The sequence below is a fragment of the Proteiniclasticum sp. genome (assembly GCF_032054185.1).
Taxonomy (GTDB): domain Bacteria; phylum Bacillota; class Clostridia; order Clostridiales; family Clostridiaceae; genus Proteiniclasticum.
Genome location: NZ_DAMBTF010000033.1, coordinates 1 through 20748 on the forward strand (window position 1 = coordinate 1; position 20748 = coordinate 20748).

20 protein-coding genes are annotated in these 20748 nt (G+C 42.8%); 5 read left to right on the forward strand and 15 right to left on the reverse strand.

Translation table 11 applies throughout. The annotated features are described in order from the left end of the window. Positions 1 to 165: 165 nt before the first annotated feature. Genes RTX25_RS13315 through RTX25_RS13330 form a run of 4 tightly spaced genes read right to left on the reverse strand, consistent with a single transcriptional unit; the run spans position 166 to position 5619 of the window. Positions 166 to 1158: an ABC transporter ATP-binding protein gene (locus RTX25_RS13315; RefSeq protein ID WP_312654403.1), complete on the reverse strand. Its 993-nt coding sequence runs from the start codon at positions 1156 to 1158 to the stop codon at positions 166 to 168. A 31-nt stretch (positions 1159 to 1189) separates the two neighbouring features. Further along, entirely contained in the window at positions 1190 to 2128 is a 939-nt protein-coding gene (locus RTX25_RS13320; RefSeq protein ID WP_312654404.1) for an ABC transporter permease subunit, read from the reverse strand. Between the two features lie 23 nt (positions 2129 to 2151). Further along, positions 2152 to 3105: an oligopeptide/dipeptide ABC transporter ATP-binding protein gene (locus tag RTX25_RS13325; RefSeq protein ID WP_312654405.1), complete on the reverse strand. Its 954-nt coding sequence runs from the start codon at positions 3103 to 3105 to the stop codon at positions 2152 to 2154. Positions 3106 to 3126: 21 nt separating this feature from the next. After that, complete coding sequence (locus tag RTX25_RS13330) at positions 3127 to 5619, reverse strand: ABC transporter permease subunit (protein WP_312654406.1); 2493 nt, start codon at positions 5617 to 5619, stop codon at positions 3127 to 3129. A 264-nt stretch (positions 5620 to 5883) separates the two neighbouring features. Between RTX25_RS13330 and RTX25_RS13335 the strand changes: the two genes are divergently transcribed. Continuing rightward, on the forward strand, positions 5884 to 7485 hold the full coding sequence (locus RTX25_RS13335; RefSeq protein WP_312654407.1) for an amidohydrolase: 1602 nt from the start codon (positions 5884 to 5886) through the stop codon (positions 7483 to 7485). A gap of 19 nt (positions 7486 to 7504) precedes the next feature. Here the strand turns inward: RTX25_RS13335 and RTX25_RS13340 are convergent, their stop codons facing one another. The 7 genes from RTX25_RS13340 to RTX25_RS13370 all read right to left on the reverse strand — a co-directional run bounded on the left by RTX25_RS13340 (position 7505) and on the right by RTX25_RS13370 (position 14165). Continuing rightward, complete coding sequence (locus RTX25_RS13340; RefSeq protein WP_312654408.1) at positions 7505 to 8506, reverse strand: WYL domain-containing protein; 1002 nt, start codon at positions 8504 to 8506, stop codon at positions 7505 to 7507. A 349-nt stretch (positions 8507 to 8855) separates the two neighbouring features. Next, positions 8856 to 9098, reverse strand: coding sequence for a hypothetical protein (locus RTX25_RS13345; protein ID WP_312654409.1), 243 nt, complete (start codon positions 9096 to 9098; stop codon positions 8856 to 8858). Continuing rightward, positions 9091 to 10128 carry an ATP-binding cassette domain-containing protein gene (locus tag RTX25_RS13350; protein ID WP_312654410.1) on the reverse strand — a complete coding sequence of 346 codons (1038 nt, stop codon included), beginning with the start codon at positions 10126 to 10128 and terminating at the stop codon, positions 9091 to 9093. The genes RTX25_RS13345 and RTX25_RS13350 overlap by 8 nt, the downstream gene beginning before the upstream one ends. Then, positions 10121 to 10822 (reverse strand): GTP-binding protein, encoded by a 702-nt coding sequence (locus tag RTX25_RS13355; RefSeq protein WP_312654411.1) that lies wholly within the window; start codon positions 10820 to 10822, stop codon positions 10121 to 10123. Before RTX25_RS13355 ends, RTX25_RS13350 begins: the two co-directional genes overlap by 8 nt. A 1-nt stretch (position 10823) precedes the next feature. Further along, positions 10824 to 12044, reverse strand: coding sequence for an ABC transporter substrate-binding protein (locus RTX25_RS13360; protein ID WP_312654412.1), 1221 nt, complete (start codon positions 12042 to 12044; stop codon positions 10824 to 10826). 199 nt (positions 12045 to 12243) lie between these two features. Then, entirely contained in the window at positions 12244 to 12939 is a 696-nt protein-coding gene (locus RTX25_RS13365; protein WP_312654413.1) for a Crp/Fnr family transcriptional regulator, read from the reverse strand. 35 nt (positions 12940 to 12974) lie between these two features. Further along, entirely contained in the window at positions 12975 to 14165 is a 1191-nt protein-coding gene (locus RTX25_RS13370) for a coenzyme F420-0:L-glutamate ligase (protein WP_312654414.1), read from the reverse strand. A 202-nt stretch (positions 14166 to 14367) separates the two neighbouring features. Here RTX25_RS13370 and RTX25_RS13375 point away from each other — a divergent pair, with 202 nt between their 5' ends. Genes RTX25_RS13375 through RTX25_RS13385 form a run of 3 tightly spaced genes read left to right on the forward strand, consistent with a single transcriptional unit; the run spans position 14368 to position 17253 of the window. Further along, on the forward strand, positions 14368 to 15285 hold the full coding sequence (locus RTX25_RS13375) for an alpha/beta hydrolase (RefSeq protein WP_312654415.1): 918 nt from the start codon (positions 14368 to 14370) through the stop codon (positions 15283 to 15285). A 20-nt stretch (positions 15286 to 15305) separates the two neighbouring features. Beyond that, entirely contained in the window at positions 15306 to 16574 is a 1269-nt protein-coding gene (locus RTX25_RS13380; RefSeq protein ID WP_312654416.1) for a hypothetical protein, read from the forward strand. Positions 16575 to 16587: 13 nt separating this feature from the next. Next, positions 16588 to 17253 carry a DUF6320 domain-containing protein gene (locus tag RTX25_RS13385; RefSeq protein WP_312654417.1) on the forward strand — a complete coding sequence of 222 codons (666 nt, stop codon included), beginning with the start codon at positions 16588 to 16590 and terminating at the stop codon, positions 17251 to 17253. Between the two features lie 250 nt (positions 17254 to 17503). On the opposite strand, the gene RTX25_RS13390 is transcribed toward RTX25_RS13385, so the two are convergent. The 4 genes from RTX25_RS13390 to RTX25_RS13405 all read right to left on the reverse strand — a co-directional run bounded on the left by RTX25_RS13390 (position 17504) and on the right by RTX25_RS13405 (position 19163). Beyond that, positions 17504 to 18364, reverse strand: coding sequence for a PhzF family phenazine biosynthesis protein (locus RTX25_RS13390; RefSeq protein ID WP_312654418.1), 861 nt, complete (start codon positions 18362 to 18364; stop codon positions 17504 to 17506). 19 nt (positions 18365 to 18383) lie between these two features. Next, positions 18384 to 18554, reverse strand: a complete 171-nt coding sequence (locus tag RTX25_RS13395; protein WP_312654419.1) for a hypothetical protein — start codon at positions 18552 to 18554, stop codon at positions 18384 to 18386. 143 nt (positions 18555 to 18697) lie between these two features. Then, positions 18698 to 18919 carry a PC4/YdbC family ssDNA-binding protein gene (locus RTX25_RS13400; protein WP_312654420.1) on the reverse strand — a complete coding sequence of 74 codons (222 nt, stop codon included), beginning with the start codon at positions 18917 to 18919 and terminating at the stop codon, positions 18698 to 18700. Positions 18920 to 18998: 79 nt separating this feature from the next. Next, on the reverse strand, positions 18999 to 19163 hold the full coding sequence (locus RTX25_RS13405; RefSeq protein ID WP_312654421.1) for a hypothetical protein: 165 nt from the start codon (positions 19161 to 19163) through the stop codon (positions 18999 to 19001). 224 nt (positions 19164 to 19387) lie between these two features. Between RTX25_RS13405 and RTX25_RS13410 the strand changes: the two genes are divergently transcribed. Next, a complete protein-coding gene (locus RTX25_RS13410; RefSeq protein ID WP_312654422.1) occupies positions 19388 to 20641 on the forward strand; it encodes an NlpC/P60 family protein in 1254 nt (417 codons plus the stop codon). The last annotated feature ends 107 nt before the right edge of the window (positions 20642 to 20748 follow it).

Here is a 20748-nt window from a genome sequence, read left to right on the forward strand (position 1 = left end):
AGCCCGACGAGCTACCAACTGCTCCACCCCGCGTTAAAGTACTGATTTCTTAGTACATACCTATTCTAACGGAGATGAGAGCAATTGTCAAACTCGTAAGGACAGAAATGGCTATTTGAGACCTTCCTGGGGCTTCAGGTATCAATCTGTTGACCATTACACCATTTAATTGCGAATAAGCGGTATTCCATCCTCGACCAGCCAGCATCTTACGTGATGTTCCGGTGCTACTTCTTTGAGTTCGGGCAATGTCTCATGGCATTTATCCATGGCATAGGGGCATCGATTTGAAAACCTGCATCCTTTGGGAAAATCAGAGGGATGAGGAACATACCCTTCTATGGCATTCAACCTTCCCTTAGCTTCACCTTTACCAGGCATGCATTCGATAAGTCCGATGGTATAAGGATTCATAGGATTCAGGAAAAGTTTCTCTTTAGGCGCTTTCTCCATGATTTTTCCACAGTACATCACACACACATCATGTGCCATATCTTCTACAACCCCTAAATCATGTGTATTCAGTATCATAGCCATCTGGTTCTCATTCTGAAGTTTTTTGAGAAGATCCAGAATTTCCGCCTGTATGGTCACATCCAGAGCTGTTGTGGGCTCATCGGCTATCAGGATCTTTGGCGCGCAGGAAATGGCCATGGCGATCATGATCCTCTGCCTCATACCTCCGCTGAACTGTCTGGGCAGATCTCCATACCTTTTTTTCGCATCAGGTATTCCTACGTCGGTCATCAGTTCCATGGCTTTTTTTCTGATTTCCTTCTTTGATCCCTTCTTATGGATATAGAGCGCTTCTTCAATCTGTTTTCCGACAGGAATCAGTGGGTTAAGCGTGGACATGGGATCCTGATAGATCATTGCAATTTCGTTTCCACGTATCTTCTGCATTTCTTTTTCCTTCATCCTGAGCAGATCGCCTTCAGTCTCTCCCATAAAATACGCTTCACCCTGGATGATTTCTCCAGGATGATCAACAAGTTTCATGATACTCAGAACAAGAACACTCTTCCCACTTCCCGATTCACCAATGATGGCAAGAGTCCTGTTTTGTTCCAGTGTAAAGCTCACATCATCAACAGCTGGAAGCTCTTCACCATCCAGAAAAAAGTATGTTTTAATATTTTTTACATTAAGAAGTGACATATTTTCCTCCTGACGCGTATTAGACCGCGAATCATGATTTCACCTGTGGTATCACTACATCTTTGAGAACGTTGAACATCAGCAGAATGAAGAAATAGACAACTGCCATTATGGTCATAAAATAACTGAAAGCCATATTCCCCTGTACAGGATCTATCCTGCTTGAGGTATAAAACTCAATCATATGGTAGCCGATGCCTCTATAATAGAAGAGTCGTTCTACGATCACCAGACTGGAAAACATCATGGTCAGAATTGTAGGAAACACAGATAGAACCTCATAAACTACACTTTTCATGAGATGGTTTTTGATGATTCTATATCTTGAGCAGCCCTTCCCTCTTGCAGCCAGAATATAAGGCTTTGAGAAACCTTCCTCAATTGCTGTAGCTGTCGTTCTTGCAATATAGGCTGCCGGGAGGATGGAGATCGATAGAATCGGGTAGATTGAATTGTACCAGAACTGATCCCCTTTGAACTCAATCGGTCCTATGCCGAGAAAAGTCATACCATTCTTAAACAGATACAGCGCGAGTATCTGTACAAGACCTATAGTCAGAATATCAGGAACTGAAAGCGGCACAAGCGACTGAAGCATTTTAAATGTTCCTGCTCGATCTTTCTTTCGGCTGTCGATGATTCCCTTTGGAATGCCGATAATCACAGCGAGAAGAATACCGAAGAAAAGAACGATTCCGCTTCTTCCTGCTGCGGTGTTGAAGATACTGCCCACAGACTCGCCAAGGATATCCAGATCTCTTGCTTTTCCGGAAATGACAAATTCAAAATTCGACCTTATTGCACGATATATTTCAGCCATGGGCATATTAGGCTGATACCTTCCTTTTTCATAGATGATGTCAAAATTTATTGGCACACCCGTAATGACGATCACACCTGCGATTACCGAGAATAAAAGCAGGACGTTTCCCAATATGATTCTTAATAGCTTCCTTTGCCTTGAATTCATAATTACCTCCAGATTTCAACTCATTAGGGATACAGATGGCAGGCAACTTTTCTTCCTTCTCTTTCGGTGAGTATGGGAATACTCTCTTTACAGATGTCCATGGCATATGGGCATCTTGTGTGAAAAGCGCACCCATCAGGAAGTTTTATAGAACTTGGTATCTCACCTTCAAGTCTTCTTCCACCCAACAGTTTATGCTCACCCTGACCAGGCACAGCAGCAAGGAGCGCCTTCGTATAAGGGTGCATCGGCCGATTAAAAAGTTCTTCGCTGTTTCCTGTTTCCACAATTTTCCCCAGATACATGATGGCCACCTGATCACTGACATGTTTGATGACATGGAGATCATGGGCGATAAAAAGATAGGACAGACCAAATTCCTTCTGAAGATCCATGGTGAGGTTCAGGATCTGAGACTGGACGGATACATCCAGTGCGGATACAGGTTCATCACAGACAATGAACCTCGGTTTAGTCGACAAAGCTCTTGCTATCCCTATTCTCTGGCGTTGTCCGCCGCTGAACTCGTGGGGAAATTTTCGGGCTGATGCCTTATCAAGGCCTACAAGGTCCAGAAGTCTGTAAACCTCGGTCTTATATTCAAGGGGCGGGACAATTTTATGAATCTGCAAAGGCTGTATGAGGATATCTTCTATCGTCATTTTATAATCCAGTGCAGAATAGGGATTCTGAAAGACCATCTGCAGATCTTTTCTGATTTTCCTGAAATCTCTGCTGGAAATGGTACTGATGTCTTTTCCGTCCAGTAATATCGATCCGGATGTAGGTTCCAGAAGTCTTAAGACCAGTCTTCCGGTTGTTGATTTTCCGCTGCCAGATTCACCAACAAGACCTAAGGTTTCTCCGTTACCTACAGTAAAATCGATGCCGTTTACCGCGTGAATCACTTCGGGTTCATCTCCAAAGAGGCTGTTTTTTGTCACAAAGTGTTTTTTCAGATTTCTGACTTCTATCATATTTCTCTCCTCATTCTTCCATCAGGGTGTCTCTCCCATGAGATAAGGGTTCATGGTGAGATTGTCAAGCACGACCTGTCCGATATTGCCCATATTGCTTCTGTTCAGATTTTCCAATCTGTCTTTCTCTGTACCCATTTCATGAACATGTGACTGTCCGATACCTACTGTAAAGAAAGCATTAAGTCGTAGATTGAGCGCAGATCTCGTCACCATATCAAATACACCTAAACTGGAACTGCTTGCTGTATTGGAATAGATGCTCTGGAATCTTCTATATGGAACTTTCATATCCTTAAGCACTTTTTCCATTTGAGTCCCGATGAGGTAAGAAGGTTTTCTTCCTCCCTGAGCGGGAAAAGTGACAAGAGAAAGATCCTTTTTCTTGCCTAGCCCCGCAAAATCAATTTCATAATAGTAATATCCTCCATCCGTAACCATGTCGATGGTCTTCATTTCTTCATGATGGTAGTAGGAAGCGCCCTCTTCAGGCGTGTTTTTTTTGATTTCAATCTGATTATCCCAGAATACAAACGAGACAGATCTATTAAGCGGCGACAGTTCTGATACTTCTCTTGCCACTTCTAACGACGTTGCTGCCGGAGTAGCGGTCATAATTGAAGCTTTGTTGTCAGGTGCATATATCCCGTCATAAGATGCTCCGATGACGATGGTCTCACCAGGCTTTTCCCTGGTGTACTCATCACCAGGCAGAAAAGCTTCAATGATTCTTCCCTCATATTCAGGCAGTTCCGGGTAGCTGAAGGAAACTTCGATTTCAGCATAGCCCTTCAGTAGTTCTTCCCTCAGATTTTTAAAAGGGAGGATTGTGTGCGTCTTATGAAGATAAGCATTGCTTCGAGACTCATAATCATCCAGAAGCATAAACTGGAGGCGGTATTCCCTTGCAGATTCCTTTTCACCGAAAACATTTCCACCCCTCATATTATTTTCACTGAACGGTGAAGCTGTTGAAGAAAGAAACTCTCTGATATATCTCTCCGATACAGGAAATACCTCCCTGTCGACTGGAACAGCCTCAAGATGATTTTCATCTGCAGCGATTCCCTTATAGAAGAAATCACTACCCCCAGCTTCTATCAGTTCATCCCGATTGAGTGAAAAGATAGTAAAGTCTTCATGAAGTCTGAAGGTCTTAACGGAGCCGTCCTCCGCTTTGATTGAGATTTCACCTTCAGCGACGGTCATGGGTGCCATGATCTTCAGATTCTCGATATTTCTTTCATTTTCGTAATAACTGATCTCCACGGTGCTGACTTCATATCCATAAGATTTAAGAGAATCGATGATATAATTACCTGCCTCGTATCCACCTCTGCTCCCGCTTACCCGACCTTCAAACTCAGGCCCGGATAGAGCGATCACCTGGTTTATGGCGTTGTCCGTCTGAAAAGGTACGATACTTTTGTATCTGGGTACGAAGATATAGATCAGTATGAGGAGCACAGCGCCGAATTTCACAAGGACCGGTCTGTAATACTTTCTGAATTCCCTGATCTGCAGATAGAGAAGCTTTGGAGAAAGCATTGCAAACCCCTGTCTGATCAGACTGATGATTCTTGAATTTCTTTTCTGAAACTCCATACGGAGACCTTCTCCCAGAAGGTTGATTCCCATAATGGCCGTTGCGAAGAAGAGAACGGGAAATAAGGATGCCCACCATACCTCCTCAAATTTCATGACATCGGAAGTGATTCGGGAGAGCATTCCACCCCACTCAGGTTCAAGACCCATCTGGTAGTTCGCTCTGAAAGCCATAGCTTTGATCTCTCTTGTCGTACCGACAAAGACGTAAAGTACGGCCAGCTGTGCAACAAGAAACAGCGCCATAGCCATTTCTTTGAAAAACAGACTTACGCCTGCAGGTATAACGTGAGGCAGTACATTCTGAAAGACAATCTGGAGTCGCGTTTTCCCGATTGCGATCTCTCCCTCTATAAAATCTTCATCCATGATTCTTTTTGTGACATCCTCAATCATAGAGGCAAGTTTAGACCAGCCTACAATGGTAAGCACAATGGAGAAGGCCAGAATGGATCTGCCCATCTGCATCCTATAGAAGTAGTTGAAGTTCAGCACAACAAAACTGAAAATCAGAACCGGTACAGCACTGAAAAAAGTGCTGAAAAATCTGATGATCTGACTGACGGTTCTGTTTCCCATTCCTGACAGTATACCTAAAGGCAATGCTATCAGCATTCGAAAAAGCGCAATCAGAAAACCCAGTCTCATTGTATTTCTTGTTCCGTACACAAGTCTTGCATAAATATCTCTACCTGCATCATCTGTGCCCATCACATTTATGGTGTTCGGTCTCATGGGATTGACCGACAGTTCTTCAACAAGTTCTCCGTCTTTCATGTATTCGATATACCTCGGCGGTTCTTCATGTATCGGATCCCTTGAGGTGAAGACATGGGGAAAATAGGTCAGGACCAGTAAAAGGATTAGAATCACTCCACCTAGTAAAAGCGGATAATTGATTTTCTTCATAGCACTCCTCCAGATGGCACAATCATTCTTTCTATTCTGAAAATATACGATGTTAACAGTATAACATAGTTCTACCTATCCTATAGCTTATACAATAACAATTTTGTAATAATCGTAACAGATTCATTTAATTTTCGTCCTGAATCTCCATCATAGGACAATCAATTTAATGATCTGAATGAACTTTATGATAAAATAGATTCAACACTGACGGCTAAGGCAGAAATTTAGCCGTCCATCTCAGCTGCACATAAGGAGGCTTCTATGCGTCTGCTCTTAAAAAACGGAAAGATCTACCAGAACCGCGATGCGTTTACAAACGCCTTATATATTGAGGATGGTGTCATCGTATCATCTGGAGCTGAAGCCATGGAAATGGAAATATACTTAAGCCCTGATGAGATAGAAGATCTTGGAGAAAAAACAGTGGTACCAGGATTCAACGATGCACATCTTCACTTCTATCAGTCTGGTCTTGCACGCTCTACAGTTGACCTCTATGACTCTTCATCAGTAGAAGATTTGGTAGAACGAGGTAGAAGGTTCATCAGCAAGCAACAACAATCAGACAGACCTGTATCAGGAAGAGGATTCAACCAGGATTACTTTGCAGAGAAAAGACTTCCGGATAAACGGGATCTTGATGAAATCACCCTCAGCAGGTCTGTAATTTTCACAAGAGCCTGCAGTCATCTTGCCGTCATCAACTCCAAAGCTTTAGAAATGCTCAATCTTTCTGACCCTCCCCCAGATATTTCAGGTGGGCAGATTGATCTGGGTCCGGACGGAAAGCCAAATGGAATCTTCCGGGAAAATGCCATCAGGCTTTTAGATATACTGCTTGAAAAAGTCACAGTGGAGAGTATAGTAAACCACATCAGATCTGCTGCTCAAGATGCGCTCAAAGAAGGACTGACCTCTCTTCAGGTCAATGACATCTGGCTGGACAGTGACGATTCAAATATCATGGAGGAAGCCTACAGAATTTACACCCGGGATAAGAATGCAGTCAGAATCTATCATCAGGTGCATGCTGAGAAAATCGAAACTTTCCAGTCACGTATAGAAAGCGGATGGGACAGGAGTGATGGTTCATTCCTGAGATATGGACTACTGAAAATGTATGCAGACGGTTCACTAGGTGCAAGAACGGCATATATGCGGAAACCCTATGCAGATGATCCGTCAAATAATGGAATAGCCACCATGAGTGAAGAATCAATCATGGAATTCATCACTCTGGCAGAAGAAAATGATATACAGACCGCAATTCACGTTATCGGAGATGGTGCTATTGAAAGAGTTCTGGACTGCTATGAAAAAATCATGAGAGAAGGTAATCCCAACAGACATGGTCTCATTCATGTGCAGATTACCGACAGACCGCTACTTGAAAGAATTAAGAAACTGAATCTAATGGTATACGCTCAGCCGATTTTTCTTCATAACGATATGCATATCGTGGAAGATCGTGTAGGAAAGAAAATGGCAGAAACTTCCTATGCATTCGGTACTATGGATAAGATGGGCATCAAAGTGGCCTACAGCACTGATGCGCCTATTGAAAAGTTCCATGTCATGGAAAACCTGCACTCTGCTGTCAACCGTCAGGATCTGAAGATGTATCCTGAAGAAGGATATTACCCCCATGAACGTGTTGACCGTTTTTCTGCACTGGATAATGTCACCGTAAATGCGGCTCATATGAGTTTTGAGGAAGATCGGAAAGGACGGCTCGCTCCAGGATACTATGCAGATCTCGTAGTTCTGAGCGATCCCTATTTCGATGTGGAAGCCTCTGCAATCAAGGACATCAAGGTGGAAAAAACAATGATCAGCGGACAATATCTATATATACGCAGCTAAAGAAAAGAATCCTGAAAAATCAGGATTCTTTTCTATTTGAGTACTGATTCAGGATTTCGTTCAGAAATTTCACGAAATCCTGTTTTACCTGTTCCGGATAGATAATTCTCACCTTTTTCCCATATTGCGCAAGCCAGGAATAGAAGGTGCTGCTCACCTTGACAGTTGTACGGATGGAGAAAGTACTCTCGCTCATCTTCTCGATCAGGATATCTGCCCCAAAACGGTCGAGAACCTGATTGACCAGATCGTTGTCAAACTCAAGGCGGACAATCTCGTCAATACCGTTAAACATATTGAAAGTCTGTTTGGCATACTCTGCGATATTGAATCTGGTTTCTTCTTTTAACGGATTTCTAATTTCATCGAGAACGGTGATGTCACTCATGCGATCCACTCTATAGTGAACAAAACTGTCATGCTTTTCATAATATGCTATGACATAATAGTTCTCATCATCCCAGGATAATGAATAGGGACTGATATAATAACGTTCTCCGTCTTTCCTGTATACCTTCTCTTTACTGATACTGTAGTCAAAATACCGGAATGAAACCTTCCTGTTTTCTGCAATAGCCTGATGGAGCTTGTCGACATTATAATAGATGTTTTCGTTGACTGACTTCGCGCGATTGGCCACATACACCTGCCTCTGCAGCGTCTGTGCCTGCTTCTTGCTCGTCAGCTGTTCAATTTTCTTGATGAGTTCAAAGCTCTTTTTATGCGTCACAAATTTCGAACACTGTATGGCATCCACAAGCAGCTTCAGTTCTGCAAGTTCAAAGTCTCGGCTGGCCAGATAGTATTCTGTATTCTTTGACTTTCTCATACTGATATCCATACCGAAGATTTTCAGTGTTTCAATGTCCGCATAAATCGATTTTCTTTCAGCAGATATTCCATATTTATCAAGCTCCTCGATCATATCAGATATTCGGATACTATGGTCCTCATCTGTCAGTTCAGTGAACATCTTCATCAGGTATAGAATTTTAAGTTTCTGATTTCCGATTACTGTCATACTCTCCCCCTTACCATGACATACTGTTCTATAACAAGTCCTGTTCTTAATTACCATTCTACCAAAGAAAGAGGAGAAAATATCATCGCCTGCAAAATACCAGAGCATAAATTTTATCCGGTTAACTAAATTCGTAAGTGCATGCATTCAAGGCAATAAGCTTTCTAATAATTTGCTTCTTTGACCTGTCAGGTCTGTCCCATTTCCTGTAAAAATCACTAGAATACATTCATGAAGACAAGTAAATTCCGTCTGACCGAACTGAAAGCCAGCGTTTTAAGTTCGCTGGCTGTAACAATTCCTGCTGTTTAATAAATGGCAGTCCTTTGTAGAAAGCTGAAGAAAAGAATTAATATCCGATTCCAGCCGCTTTGATATTCTCCGGATCAAATGCATGACAGGGCGTCACGCCATAGACCATACCGCACTTAGGGCATCTGTCTTCAAAAGTGCTCATTTCAAAATCGCTTCTGCATTCCACACAGCTGATGACAAGTGGCATTGGCATCAGCTGTTCAGAAAAGCCCATGAACCTTACCTTGCTGACTACCTCTTCTCCATTTGCAAAACTTCCGTTACATCCTTCATGCATGTTTTTCTACCTCTCTCATTCTATATTTATTGATTTCAAGAATTTCGCCTTTTCTCAGGCTGGTTCTCATCTGATTGATGATTGCATCCATTTTCTCCAGCTCCTCCAGGATGGACTTCTCTTCGTTCTCGGTCTCGATCACTTTGTAGATCCCTCCGTTTCTGATGATGATTCTTTTATCTGCAATCAGTGCAAGACTGGGATCATGTGTTGCCATCAGTACAATCTTCTCTTCACTGATCAGAAGATCAAGAGCACGCTTTCTGTCTATACCCGCATTCTCGATTTCATCGATGAGCACAATCGGTGATCTGCTTAAGATTGCCGTATCTGCAATCATAAGCGCTCTGGACTGTCCTCCGCTTAGACCTGTGATCGGTGTGTCAAGATTGAATTTCTCCCCAGCCAGATCATTTGCGGCATCTACGATCCTTTTGATGACATCATCCACATTCTCAACCATACGGCTCAGTGCATGCAGCTCGATAAACTCCTTGACACTCAGATCCATGACGAAATTCATATTCTGGGAGAGCTGTGCAACAAGTCTGTTGCTTGTTGAGAATCTTCGTTCTTTGTCTGCCGTCTCACCGTTTATGAGTACGACTCTGTCTGTAGGCGTATCTTTGTTCGCTGCCCACTCGATATCAGCCAGGAGTCTGCTTTTTCCTGAACCTGTGGGTCCTACTATGGATACAATCTCGCTTTTTCTGATGGTCAGTTCGCCAAATGTTTCGGCATTGCCCGACTTGTCTTTCCCGGCAAGGATGGTGATACTGTCTACCGTCTCCTTATCCAGACCAAGAAAGGAAATCATCTGATCGATGTATGCATCGAAATCGGAAGCAAGTTTATGAATATCCATAGCCCGTTCTTCACGCTCTTCTTCCGAAATCAGGTTCAGATATTCTTCCAGAGTATAGTCTTCATTACCTCTCATATCCAGTTTATTCTGCTCAAGATATCCTGTAATGAATGGATAGACTTTCAAAAGATCAGCAAGTTTTTTCTTATGATATGTCTTATGCATCGGCATCACCTATTTTCATCTTTCTTACATTACCCATCTGATACTCTTCACCGATTCTTGTTTCTCCAAGACAGTATGAACATAGTGCTGAAGGCATGGGAAACTTCAGTTCTCTTCCACGTACGGTCTGTACGTCTTCCGATTCTTCATAGAGAAGTGTACTGAGCTCGTATGCGCCTTGTCCTGTCAGACCGTTGATGGTCATGATCACAGCCTTAGGATTCACAGAATGGACCCTTGAGGCAAAGACTTCTCTTTCAGCCTGTGATACGATATCGCCTTTAGTGATCACAATAATGTCAGCTGTCTTCAGCATGGGTCCGATCTTTTTAGGTGTATTGATCCCGCTCAGATTATCAATTACACAGATTGATTTAATGCCTTTGATATAGGGCGAACATCTGTTGCACAGACCTGCACTTTCGGTGATCAGAAGACTAAGATCTTTTTTCCTCCCCCATCTGACCACTTCTTCGATATTGCTCGCAAAATAGTGGTCCGGACAAAGTGATCCTGAAAGCCCTTTGATGACAGGTATTCCTGCCTTCTGATAGAGAACATCATCATCAGTATATAGACAGTCGAACTTTACAACACCTACTGCAAGTGCTCTTTTTTTCATGGCATCTATGGTTTTCAGAATCACCGATGTCTTTCCTGAAGACGGCGGTCCCGAAACGGTAACCAGATTCATCTTAGATCTCCCCTTTCATGGCCTGATCAAACAGCTTCTCACATTTTCTGATGAGCGCTGAAAGATCATGTTCTTCGATAAAGTCCCAACCCAGCCACATATATCTGTTCTCCGAGGGAATAAGGTTATCCACATCCGGATTCACACTGGGAAATCTGCCGTTATGGGAGAGTATCTCCCCAACCTCTTTCGAGCAGAGGAAATCCACAATGGGCTTCAGTTCTTTCTTTCTATTCTTTTTCGTCAGGAGAAAAATGGGACTCATGATTGCTCCGTCTTCGGGCCATATGGCTTCCATCGGACCGCCTTTCTTTACCATCTTAGTGAAGAAGTAAGGCATGATGGTCACACTTGGTCTTTCCAGAAGTTTCATATGTGACTTGACCATCTCTGAAGGATGCATACTTCTCTGCATATTATGTCCAAGTCTTTTGATTCCCTCTTCCCCATACATTTTATAGATATTGAGCAGAATCGCATTGAACAGGTCAAAATCGCTCACAGGAAGGCTGACACTGTTTCTGAATTCATCCTTCAGAATGTCTGCCCAGCTCAGAGGTACCTGTCTGTTCCCAAGCTCCTTGATGTTGACAAGAAAAACTGCAGGTACAACCCCGATCATCGAATACTGTTTCTTTGGATCTGGAAGGCTCATATATCCATTCTGAAAATCTTTATGATACTCTTCAAATCCTGAAAAGTCCTCAAAGAGATTCTCGGATTTGAACTTCCCGAAAAGCTTCCTGTCAAAAAACATATCAAAGCCCGCTGATATGAACAGATCCGGAAGGTCATCACTTCCCTTCTCCGCCAGTGTCTCCTCCAGCCAGCTGATGCCCATGGATGCGGCTTTCAGATCGTATTCTAGATTGAAATCAAATGTCTGCCGGCTTGTCCAGGACTCAAAAGCCTCCATAAGCGGTACTCTAACAGGGCATGGCAGAACACCAGCCATCTTCACCGTGCTATGAAAATGCCCTTTAAGCTGGGCTGTCTCGGAGGAAAGTGCAATTCTGTCTCTAAGCTGCAGGTTGAAAGCATCAAGACTGATCCCTTTCGTTTTTAAAGCATCACCTATACTGATGACACGTCCAAGGCTTTGCCTCTGATTTTCATCTTTAAGATTGTCAAACCCCAATGAGACCAGCAGTTCAAGTGCCTCTTTATGATTTTCTGTCACCTGGAAAAGTGTATCCCGATGATCGATATATACATTCTGCATCTTTTTCTCCTTTTCATTCTGCATAAAATCAGCGTCTTTACCAGTCTAGCATTCAGAAGAAAATAAATCGGTATCTGGAGATACCAGAAATAAACAGTTGAGAACGTTTATCAGCAGTATTTTCCGAAGTTTATTCTCTGGAGAGAAAGAGCAGTCATGAATGATGTGTTGTCATTCATGACTGCTCCGTGTCTGATATTCAGAATTTAAGCTGGTCTGCCAGTGCGTCCATATCTTTAAGCTGAAAGTGGCTTCCCTCAAAATCGATAATTCCCTCTTCCTTCAGAAGGGTCAGTTCTCTGGATAATGATGGTCTGGATACCTGAAGAAATTCCGCCATTTCTCCCCTTTTCAAAGGAACGGTAAATTCGTTCTCCATGGTTTTCCCGTGCTGCATCAGCAGATATCCGCATATTTTTTTCCTGATTCCTTTCAGCGAAAGGAGTTCGATTTTTTCATTAAGGTGTTTTGCCTTCATGGACACGATCTGAAGAAGATTAAGGCTCACCTTCTGTTTTCCGGCACAATCCGTGTTCTCTGTTTCAAGAAAAGCTCTTGGAGGAATAAACAGGATCCTGGTATCTTTTTCTGCAACGACAGTGGCTGTCCATACAGTTCCTGAAAATGCTGCAACTTCTCCGAACATCTCTCCTGTACCTAGTCTTGCGATCATCATCCTGTCTCCTGAAGCGGAGTCCTTTCCGATGGAAACACTTCCCTCTAGGATGATTCCGATTCCTTCAAGTTTTTCGTTTTCTATGGCAACAGTTTCATTCTTCTGATGAAAGGACAGATAAGCACCGAAGCATGAGAGCATATCTTTCAGCTCATTATGGCTTAATCCCCTGAACAGTGCATTTTCGTGAAGCATGGACAGAAACGGTTCAATTCTCATATCGATTACCCGCATTTATCAACAGGGCTCTGAGGTTATTTTGCATAATTGTCAAAATATCCCTGAATCAGGATGATCGGTGTTCCCTTATCCCCACTGCCTGAAGTCAGATCGCTCAGTGAGCCTAAGAGATCTGTCAGTCTTCGAGGCGTAGTGCCTTCTGCTGTCATATCCCCATAGAGATTTTCACCTTTCTGACTGATATATGCAGTAATCGCTTCTTTGAGTTCATCGCCCTTAAGGTGTGAGAATTCATTATCCGCGATATACTTAAGCTTGATCTCATTCGGCTGTCCTTCAAGACCTTTAGTATATGCAGGAGACACCACCGGATCTGCCAGTTCCCAGATTCCGCCAACGGGATCCTTGAAGGCACCGTCACCATATATCATCACTTCAATATCCCTTCCTGTCAGTTCTTTCAGCTGGCTCTGAATTTCATCAACCACCTTCTGTCCGTCTCTCGGGAAAAGTTTCAGTGTTTCTTCCGTTGCTTTGTTGCTGCCCAGAAGACCATAATCCTCATTGTATCCGCTTCCGTCTATGGAAACGTTCAGAATATCGCTGAGATTGTATACTTTTTCCGCTCCGGCCTGAACGAGAAGTCTCTTCGTTCGCAATCTGGTATGGATGTCGCAGCTCAGAACAGATCGGGTATAAGTCAGAATCGCTTTAGGCTGATTGGCAAGAATAACCTCCACTTCACATCCTTCTGCTTCAATAATCTCTTTATAGAACTGGATATAGTCCACTCCTGTAAACGGATGTTTTTCATAGCCGAATAAAGTTCGGAAGCGCTCCTCTGTGAGCACATCCTGGTAGGGATCTATACCATTTTCATCGAGCATATCCAGTGAAACAAGGGCATTCCCGACTTCATCTGCTGGATAACTCAGCATAAGGACGATCTTTTCAGCACCTCTTGCTATCCCCTTCAGACATAATGAAAATCTGTTACGGCTAAGGATCGGAAAAATCACACCTACTGTTTCTCCACCGAATTTTGCTTTAACATCTGACGCAATATGGTCTACTGCTGCATAATTTCCCTGTGCCCTTGCCACCACAGCTTCTGTAACGGAAACGACATCCCTGTTCTGAAGAATGATGTTTTCCGCTTTCACAGCCTTCATTACAGACTCTACCACAATCTTCGATATGTCGTCCCCTTCTCTGATTATGGGGGCTCTGATTCCGCGCGATACTGTTCCTATAGTTCTTTCCATGATCTGCCTCCTTTAAATCTCTGTACTTGTGTTCAATTACAATTCTTATTTACCGTCTCATTATAACCTTGTTCACACTTAGTGACAATAAACTTTGAATTTGAAAGTATTCATCATCCATCCAGGAATCAAAAGCCAAGATTTTCCTTCAAAGCTCAGGAATAATAAGGTATACTAAGCTCAAAGAAAGTGAGATTACAATATGAAGCAATGGACCAGGATAACATTAAAAGCCCTGTCAGGCATCAACCTGAATATCAAGAAAAACTACCGTTTATATCGCAAGGTTCAGAAAATCATGACTCCGTCTCTGAAGAGCGATTACCTGAGTCTGGACCGGAAAATCATGTCTGGCGACCGTGAAATACCCATAAGAGTCTTTCATCCTCAATCAGGACCCTCACCACAGGTCATGATCTTCATTCATGGCGGCGGATGGGTCATCGGGGACATCGATTCCTACACACCAGTATGCGTGGGGCTGGCTGAAGCCACAAAACATACTGTCGTCTCCATTGACTATTCTCTTGCGCCTGAGCATCCCTTTCCCATGGGACTTGAGGACTGTTATATCGCTGTACGGGAGATCTATAGGAATCCTCAGCTCCTGAGCTGTAAAAAGGAGAATATCACTCTCATCGGAGACAGCGCAGGCGGGAACCTTGCAGCAGTTGTTTCACTCAAAGCAAGAGACACTGGCGATTTCCATCCAGAAAGACAGATACTCATTTACCCTGCAACGTACTATGACCATACAGAAGCGTCTCCCTACAGATCCGTTCTGGAAAACGGAGAAAATTATCTTCTGACGGCAGAGAGAATACAGGATTATATGGAGCTTTATGTTCCTGATGCAGAAGCAAGAAAAGATCCCTATGTTGCGCCTCTGCTCTCTGAAGATCTCACTTTTCAGCCGAAAACACTGATCATTACTGCGGAATTCGATCCTCTGCGTGATGAGGGTGAAGCATATGGAAAGAAACTGAGAAGTCAGGGAAATACAGTCCGTGTATTCAGAATGAATGATGCAATACACGGATATCTGGGGAATCCTCTTGCACAGGATACCATCGATAGCACTTACGAAATAATAAAGCTCTTCCTTTCAGAGGAAGGTTAATGCATCCGGGAGGGAGCAGGTTGAAAGAAAACAGAAAAGTCAAATGGTCAAAACTTGATAATGCTTCAAAAATCTTCCCTCCTACCACCACCAACAGGGATACGAAAGTTTTCAGACTTTCCTGTGAACTGATGGAGGAAGTAGACCCGGAATCACTTAGAAGAGCTCTGGGACCCACTCTGGAGAGTTTCCCTTTTTACCGGTCCGTTCTAAGAAGAGGCGCATTCTGGTACTACTTTGAGGCTAGTGATCTTGAACCCGTCGTAGAGGAAGAGCAGAAGCCCATCTGTGCGCCATTGTACATAAAGGAGGAAAAGAGCCTCCTCTTTCGCGTACTTTATTTCAGAAACCGGATCAGTGTGGAAATATTCCATGCACTAAGTGATGGTGCCGGTGCCATATGGTTCTTTGAAACCCTGATCTATCATTATATGACCATCAAGTACAGCCATCTTCTACCTGAGGATTTCCCATACATCAGCCATAAAGCATCGATGAGCCAGAAAACAGCTGACAGTTTTGAAAAGACCTATTATAAACGATCCGGAAGCGATGCGGTGGAAAAGATTCCATCAGCACGTGCATATCAGATCCGAGGAAGTAAAGTCGAGGAGAATAGAACCAAACTGATTGAAGGTACTCTTTCGGCAAAGAAAGTGCTGGAACTGGCCCATGAATATGATACGACCATGACGATATTTCTCACTGCACTCTACTTTTATGCAATCAATAGAGATATGCCATCGAAAATGAGAAAAAACCCGGTGGTTCTTCAGGTACCCATAAACCTCAGACAATATTTCGAATCAAGAACCGCAAGAAACTTTTTCGGTACGATGAATATTCAGTATGATTTTTCAAAAGAAAGCCATGAACTTCAGGATATCATCACCTCTGTGAGTGAAAGTTTCAAGAACGAACTGACTAAAGAGAAGATCAATGCCCATCTTGACGAGCTCATGTCTCTGGAAAAAAATCCGTTCGCAAGAATCATTCCACTTCCGATAAAGGACATCGCACTGAAGATAGCGAACGCTCTGGGAGATCGCCACATCACATCTTCCATTTCGAATGTAGGCAGAATCGTTATGCCTAAGGAATTTGAACCTTTTATCAAGAAGTTCAGTATTTATGTCAGTGCCAGAAGACCGCAGATCGTCATCTGTTCCTATCTGGATGAGCTTGTCATCAACTTTATTTCACCCTTCCATGATACCGACATTCAGAGGATCTTCTTTCAGTTTCTGACTGAAAAAGGGGTTACTGTAGCCATTTCATCAAATATATAAGGGAGTGAATACCATGCAGCACTGCGACCATTGCAATATAGGTGTCCTTGAAACTCGTGAGAGCTGCCCGCTATGCGGAAACAAGCTCCCACAGGTGAATGAAAAAGACAGACTGATCACTTTCCCCGAGGTTCCATCCTATCTTAAAAGTCATATGAAACTGAAGGTACTGATCTTCATCTCCATCGTACTGGTGGTACTCAGCTTCACCATCTATTTTATCTATCCTGTGGAGCTGAACTGGCCGATCCTTATTCTTCTGGGTCTTGGCAGTATCTGGATCGATATGATTTTTCTGGTGCAGAAAAGATTCCATATCCCGAAGAAAATCGTCTGGCAGGTGGCTATTATTTCACTGCTGTCCATATTCTGGGACTGGAATACAGGCTGGCGCGGATGGTCACTTAACTATGTCATTCCCATTCTCTGCATCATAGCCCTGATCCTCATGTATGCCATTGCAATCATCATGAAGCTGGGAAACAGAGATTATATCACCTATGCACTGATGTGTGCACTGTTCGGCATCATCCCCGTTCTGTTTCTCGTTTTTGGTTGGGTGGACGTCAGATACCCTTCAATAATCAGCATTGCAATCAGTCTGATTTTCCTTTCAGCCATTTTTATCCTTCAGGGAAACAGTATCCGAAATGAATTCGGAAAAAGAATGCATATATAACAAGCACCATGAGATTTCATCTCTGATCCATCATAAAAAAAACAATAAATGTATACAGTACTAACAAACGGGATTATCCGCAGATCAAGGGATGCTTCAGCATTCATGGTCTGCGGTTTTCTTTTGTGGCGCGTGCCCAGAAAGCATGATAAAAACTCTCTTTAGGATAGACAGTATTTATTTCACTGTCTCCCTAAAGAGAGTTTATCAAACGCGAAATGCAGATTATAATCATTCATTCATCAGACCGCTAGATCTCCAGATCGAATCTCGTAATGTCCATTACGCTGCCACCAACCTGTATCCTTTCAATATCCTTATCCGAAGCAGTCATGACCACCCTGATTTCAGAAGGTCTCCCCATGGATTCACCCTGCCTGAAGATCAGGTCACGCTTCTGATTTTCTCTGAGCAGTCCATGACAGTAGAGATAAGCCGCTAATGCTCCACTGGCTGTTCCTGTAGCTGACTCTTCAGGAATACCAAGAAGCGGAGCGAAGTTTCTTGTCCAGGCTGTTACATTTTCATCCAGCGCAAAAAGATGATACCCCTCAATACCATTCATCTCGGATATCCTCTCGATTTTTCTGAAATCAGGAACAATGCCATCAAGAATCGCCTTACTCTTTAAGGGAATAATGAGGTCTTTAAGGCCTGTTGACACCACTTGCGGATATGGCCCATCCATAAGATCTTCAGGACTGATGTTCAGCGTATCAGCCACAATGGAAGCATCGATATGGTTGTAGAATGTCGCTTTCTGCATATCCATGAGCACTTCTTTTCCGCTGATCATTACCTTTAGTACCTCTGCTGCTGTTTCCAGAAAGTATTCTCCATCTCTTATGATTTTCAGTTCCTTCAGAAGAGAAAACACTGCAATTGTCGCATGGCCACAAAGTCCCACCTCAGAAACCGGTGTGAAGTATCTGATTCTGTAATTGGCTTTCTCCGAGGCCATGACAAATGCCGTTTCGGACACGCCAATGATTTTTGCAGTCTCCTGCATCATCTCTTGTGACAGATTTTCCGCATTCAGGACGACTGCGGCAGGATTTCCGCCGCCGCTGACTTTCGCAAACGAATTGAGCTGATAAACTTTAATCTTCATGATTCCACGACCTTACTCTTTACTTTTTCTGTCTTTTCCTGATCCCATCTATGAGGATGAGCACGATGGAAAGAAGAAGAACAGGTATTGCTATAACAGGTACAATAGGCTGTATAAACCGATCCACAATCAGATAGACGGCAAGAATCAGAATACCGGCAGCGAGATACGGACTAAAACGTAATTTCATATGGTCCACCTCAAAACTTCATTATTTCACTATATTTCCTATATTACAGCAAAACGGGCACGGATTGAACTGAAACAATGTAATCTTTTCACATAAAGTTAAAGGTGCGTATCCCAAGCGGATACACACCATGAAACACGCTGCTATAAATCGAGACCGTTCAGAAGCTCTTTCAGTTTGACCGCTTCTTCCCTTGAGAGTGTGATTCCTTTTGCCATTTTTTCATGATCCGGATCCCACTCCCGAATATCATATTTCGCCTGCCTCTCATTCCAGCTGACAAGATTAAGCTCCTTTGTCCAGCCTTTCGGAGATTTTGAAAGTTCTCCGATCTTTTCGATGATTTCAAATTTTACCTCTGCCAATAAATACGCACCTCTTTTCTTCGTTGTTATCACATTATAAGCAGATTTCAATAGGATATTCAGCTTTTACCTAGGTTAGTCAGAAATATTCTCCTCTGTCTTTATTATCTTCGTGCTCGCTGCAGCACTCAATATTCAAAAGACCCATCTTATGAAGAACTGTACCTACAGCCAGAACGGCCGCCGCCATTGAAAATAAAGCAATGAAAATACTGGATAGCGTCTTTCTATTTGACTTTTTCATTTATTTACCTCCTTTTGCATTGATTATACCCATAACAGATGAATTATTCCTGAATACTTTGTAAAAGGCATGAATAATGAACAGAAATGCGCTGATCTGAACGTTTAACACGAAATAACGCACAAAATTTAATCATTTTTTAATAATCTTCATAACTTCCACATATCTTACCTCTATAATAAGCCTGTAATAAATTTGTAATGTTTAATGGTTAGGAGAACACAATGAAGAATATCAAGTTGAAAGTCATTGCGGCTTTAATCACTGGCTCTGCATTATTCGGAGTAGCTACCCCAGTATCGGCAGCACCTGTTTCAGAGGAACTGCAGCAGGAAATGCTAGAACAGCAGGCAGAATACAAGGAAATTGAAGAGAAAATAAACATTCTGCACATGGAAATCGATGTTATCCTGGACGGAATTACCGACATCATGGTAAAAATCGATGAAAACAATGTAAAGATCGTAGAAGTAGAAGCTCAGAAAGAGCTTACACTAAATAGTATCAACCAGACAGAAGCTGAACTTAAGATCAAAATCGAGGAATATGGTGAAAGACTTCGTGCTATGTATAAGCAGGGCAACGCCGGAATGATCAGTGCAATCCTCGGTTCGGAAAGTATTGCCGATCTTGTTTCCAGAACCGAAGCCATCATAAAGATTGCTAAAATCGACAAGCAGCTTCTTGAAGAAATCGAGCAGATCAAAGCTGAGCTTGAAGATGAAAAAAATAATCTGCAGAAGGACATTGATGCACTGGAAGCGCTGAATGCTGAAAACGCAAAAGATATGGCTGCTGCAGAAGTTAAGAAAAATGAAGCTGACGTGAAACTTGCAGAGATGCAGGCGGAAGAAAGTAAAATCGAAGGAAACCTTGCTGTAACAGAAACATCTCTGATTTCAGCCAGTAAATCCATCGTAAATGATTCATCCAGCACCGATGACCAGCTGAATGCGGCTATAACAGAACTGAGAAATGTAAGAACTAAAATCATAACAGAAGTAGCTGATCAGGAAGCTGTAACATTAATTGAAAAAGCCAAATCTGTTCTCAAAGAACGTAAACTCGCAAGAGAAAGAGCTCAATCAAGCAGCTCAGGCTACACAGGCTCAGCATCAGTATCCAGCAATGCCATAGTGAATAAAGCATACCAGTATCTCGGTGTTCCCTATGTATGGGGAGGAACTTCACCAAGCGGATTTGACTGTTCCGGTTTCATCCAGTATGTATTCAGATCACAGGGCGTGAGTTTACCCAGAGTATCCAGAGGTCAGGCATCCTCAGGTGCATATGTTTCCATTTCAAATGCACAGCCTGGTGACATCCTGTACTTTGGACAGTCTTCAGTCACACATGTAGGTATCTATATCGGAAACAATAAGATGATTCATGCACCTAGCCCAGGAAAATCAGTAATGATTACGGATATCAGCTGGCATGTGAGAAACTACAGAATCAAAGGTGCCAGAAGAATATAATTATCCTCCAAGCATATAATTGGTAGGAGACAGCTGAAAAGATTCAGCTGTCCAGACTGTAGACAAAGTAGTTAGAGTTGAAAAACTTTGACTGCTTTTCTTTTTTT

Excerpts from the sequence above, each read along its gene's own strand:
- RTX25_RS13390 (WP_312654418.1), bottom strand. The coding sequence starts at position 18,364 with ATGAAGATTAAAGTTTATCAGCTCAATTCGTTTGCGAAAGTCAGCGGC.
- RTX25_RS13315 (WP_312654403.1), bottom strand. The coding sequence starts at position 1,158 with ATGTCACTTCTTAATGTAAAAAATATTAAAACATACTTTTTTCTGGAT.
- RTX25_RS13410 (WP_312654422.1), top strand. The coding sequence starts at position 19,388 with ATGAAGAATATCAAGTTGAAAGTCATTGCGGCTTTAATCACTGGCTCT.
- RTX25_RS13370 (WP_312654414.1), bottom strand. The coding sequence starts at position 14,165 with ATGGAAAGAACTATAGGAACAGTATCGCGCGGAATCAGAGCCCCCATA.
- RTX25_RS13360 (WP_312654412.1), bottom strand. The coding sequence starts at position 12,044 with ATGCAGAATGTATATATCGATCATCGGGATACACTTTTCCAGGTGACA.
- RTX25_RS13320 (WP_312654404.1), bottom strand. The coding sequence starts at position 2,128 with ATGAATTCAAGGCAAAGGAAGCTATTAAGAATCATATTGGGAAACGTC.
- RTX25_RS13330 (WP_312654406.1), bottom strand. The coding sequence starts at position 5,619 with ATGAAGAAAATCAATTATCCGCTTTTACTAGGTGGAGTGATTCTAATC.
- RTX25_RS13345 (WP_312654409.1), bottom strand. The coding sequence starts at position 9,098 with ATGCATGAAGGATGTAACGGAAGTTTTGCAAATGGAGAAGAGGTAGTC.
- RTX25_RS13385 (WP_312654417.1), top strand. The coding sequence starts at position 16,588 with ATGCAGCACTGCGACCATTGCAATATAGGTGTCCTTGAAACTCGTGAG.
- RTX25_RS13340 (WP_312654408.1), bottom strand. The coding sequence starts at position 8,506 with ATGACAGTAATCGGAAATCAGAAACTTAAAATTCTATACCTGATGAAG.
- RTX25_RS13395 (WP_312654419.1), bottom strand. The coding sequence starts at position 18,554 with ATGAAATTACGTTTTAGTCCGTATCTCGCTGCCGGTATTCTGATTCTT.
- RTX25_RS13335 (WP_312654407.1), top strand. The coding sequence starts at position 5,884 with ATGCGTCTGCTCTTAAAAAACGGAAAGATCTACCAGAACCGCGATGCG.
- RTX25_RS13350 (WP_312654410.1), bottom strand. The coding sequence starts at position 10,128 with ATGCATAAGACATATCATAAGAAAAAACTTGCTGATCTTTTGAAAGTC.
- RTX25_RS13375 (WP_312654415.1), top strand. The coding sequence starts at position 14,368 with ATGAAGCAATGGACCAGGATAACATTAAAAGCCCTGTCAGGCATCAAC.
- RTX25_RS13365 (WP_312654413.1), bottom strand. The coding sequence starts at position 12,939 with ATGAGAATTGAACCGTTTCTGTCCATGCTTCACGAAAATGCACTGTTC.
- RTX25_RS13405 (WP_312654421.1), bottom strand. The coding sequence starts at position 19,163 with ATGAAAAAGTCAAATAGAAAGACGCTATCCAGTATTTTCATTGCTTTA.
- RTX25_RS13355 (WP_312654411.1), bottom strand. The coding sequence starts at position 10,822 with ATGAATCTGGTTACCGTTTCGGGACCGCCGTCTTCAGGAAAGACATCG.
- RTX25_RS13325 (WP_312654405.1), bottom strand. The coding sequence starts at position 3,105 with ATGATAGAAGTCAGAAATCTGAAAAAACACTTTGTGACAAAAAACAGC.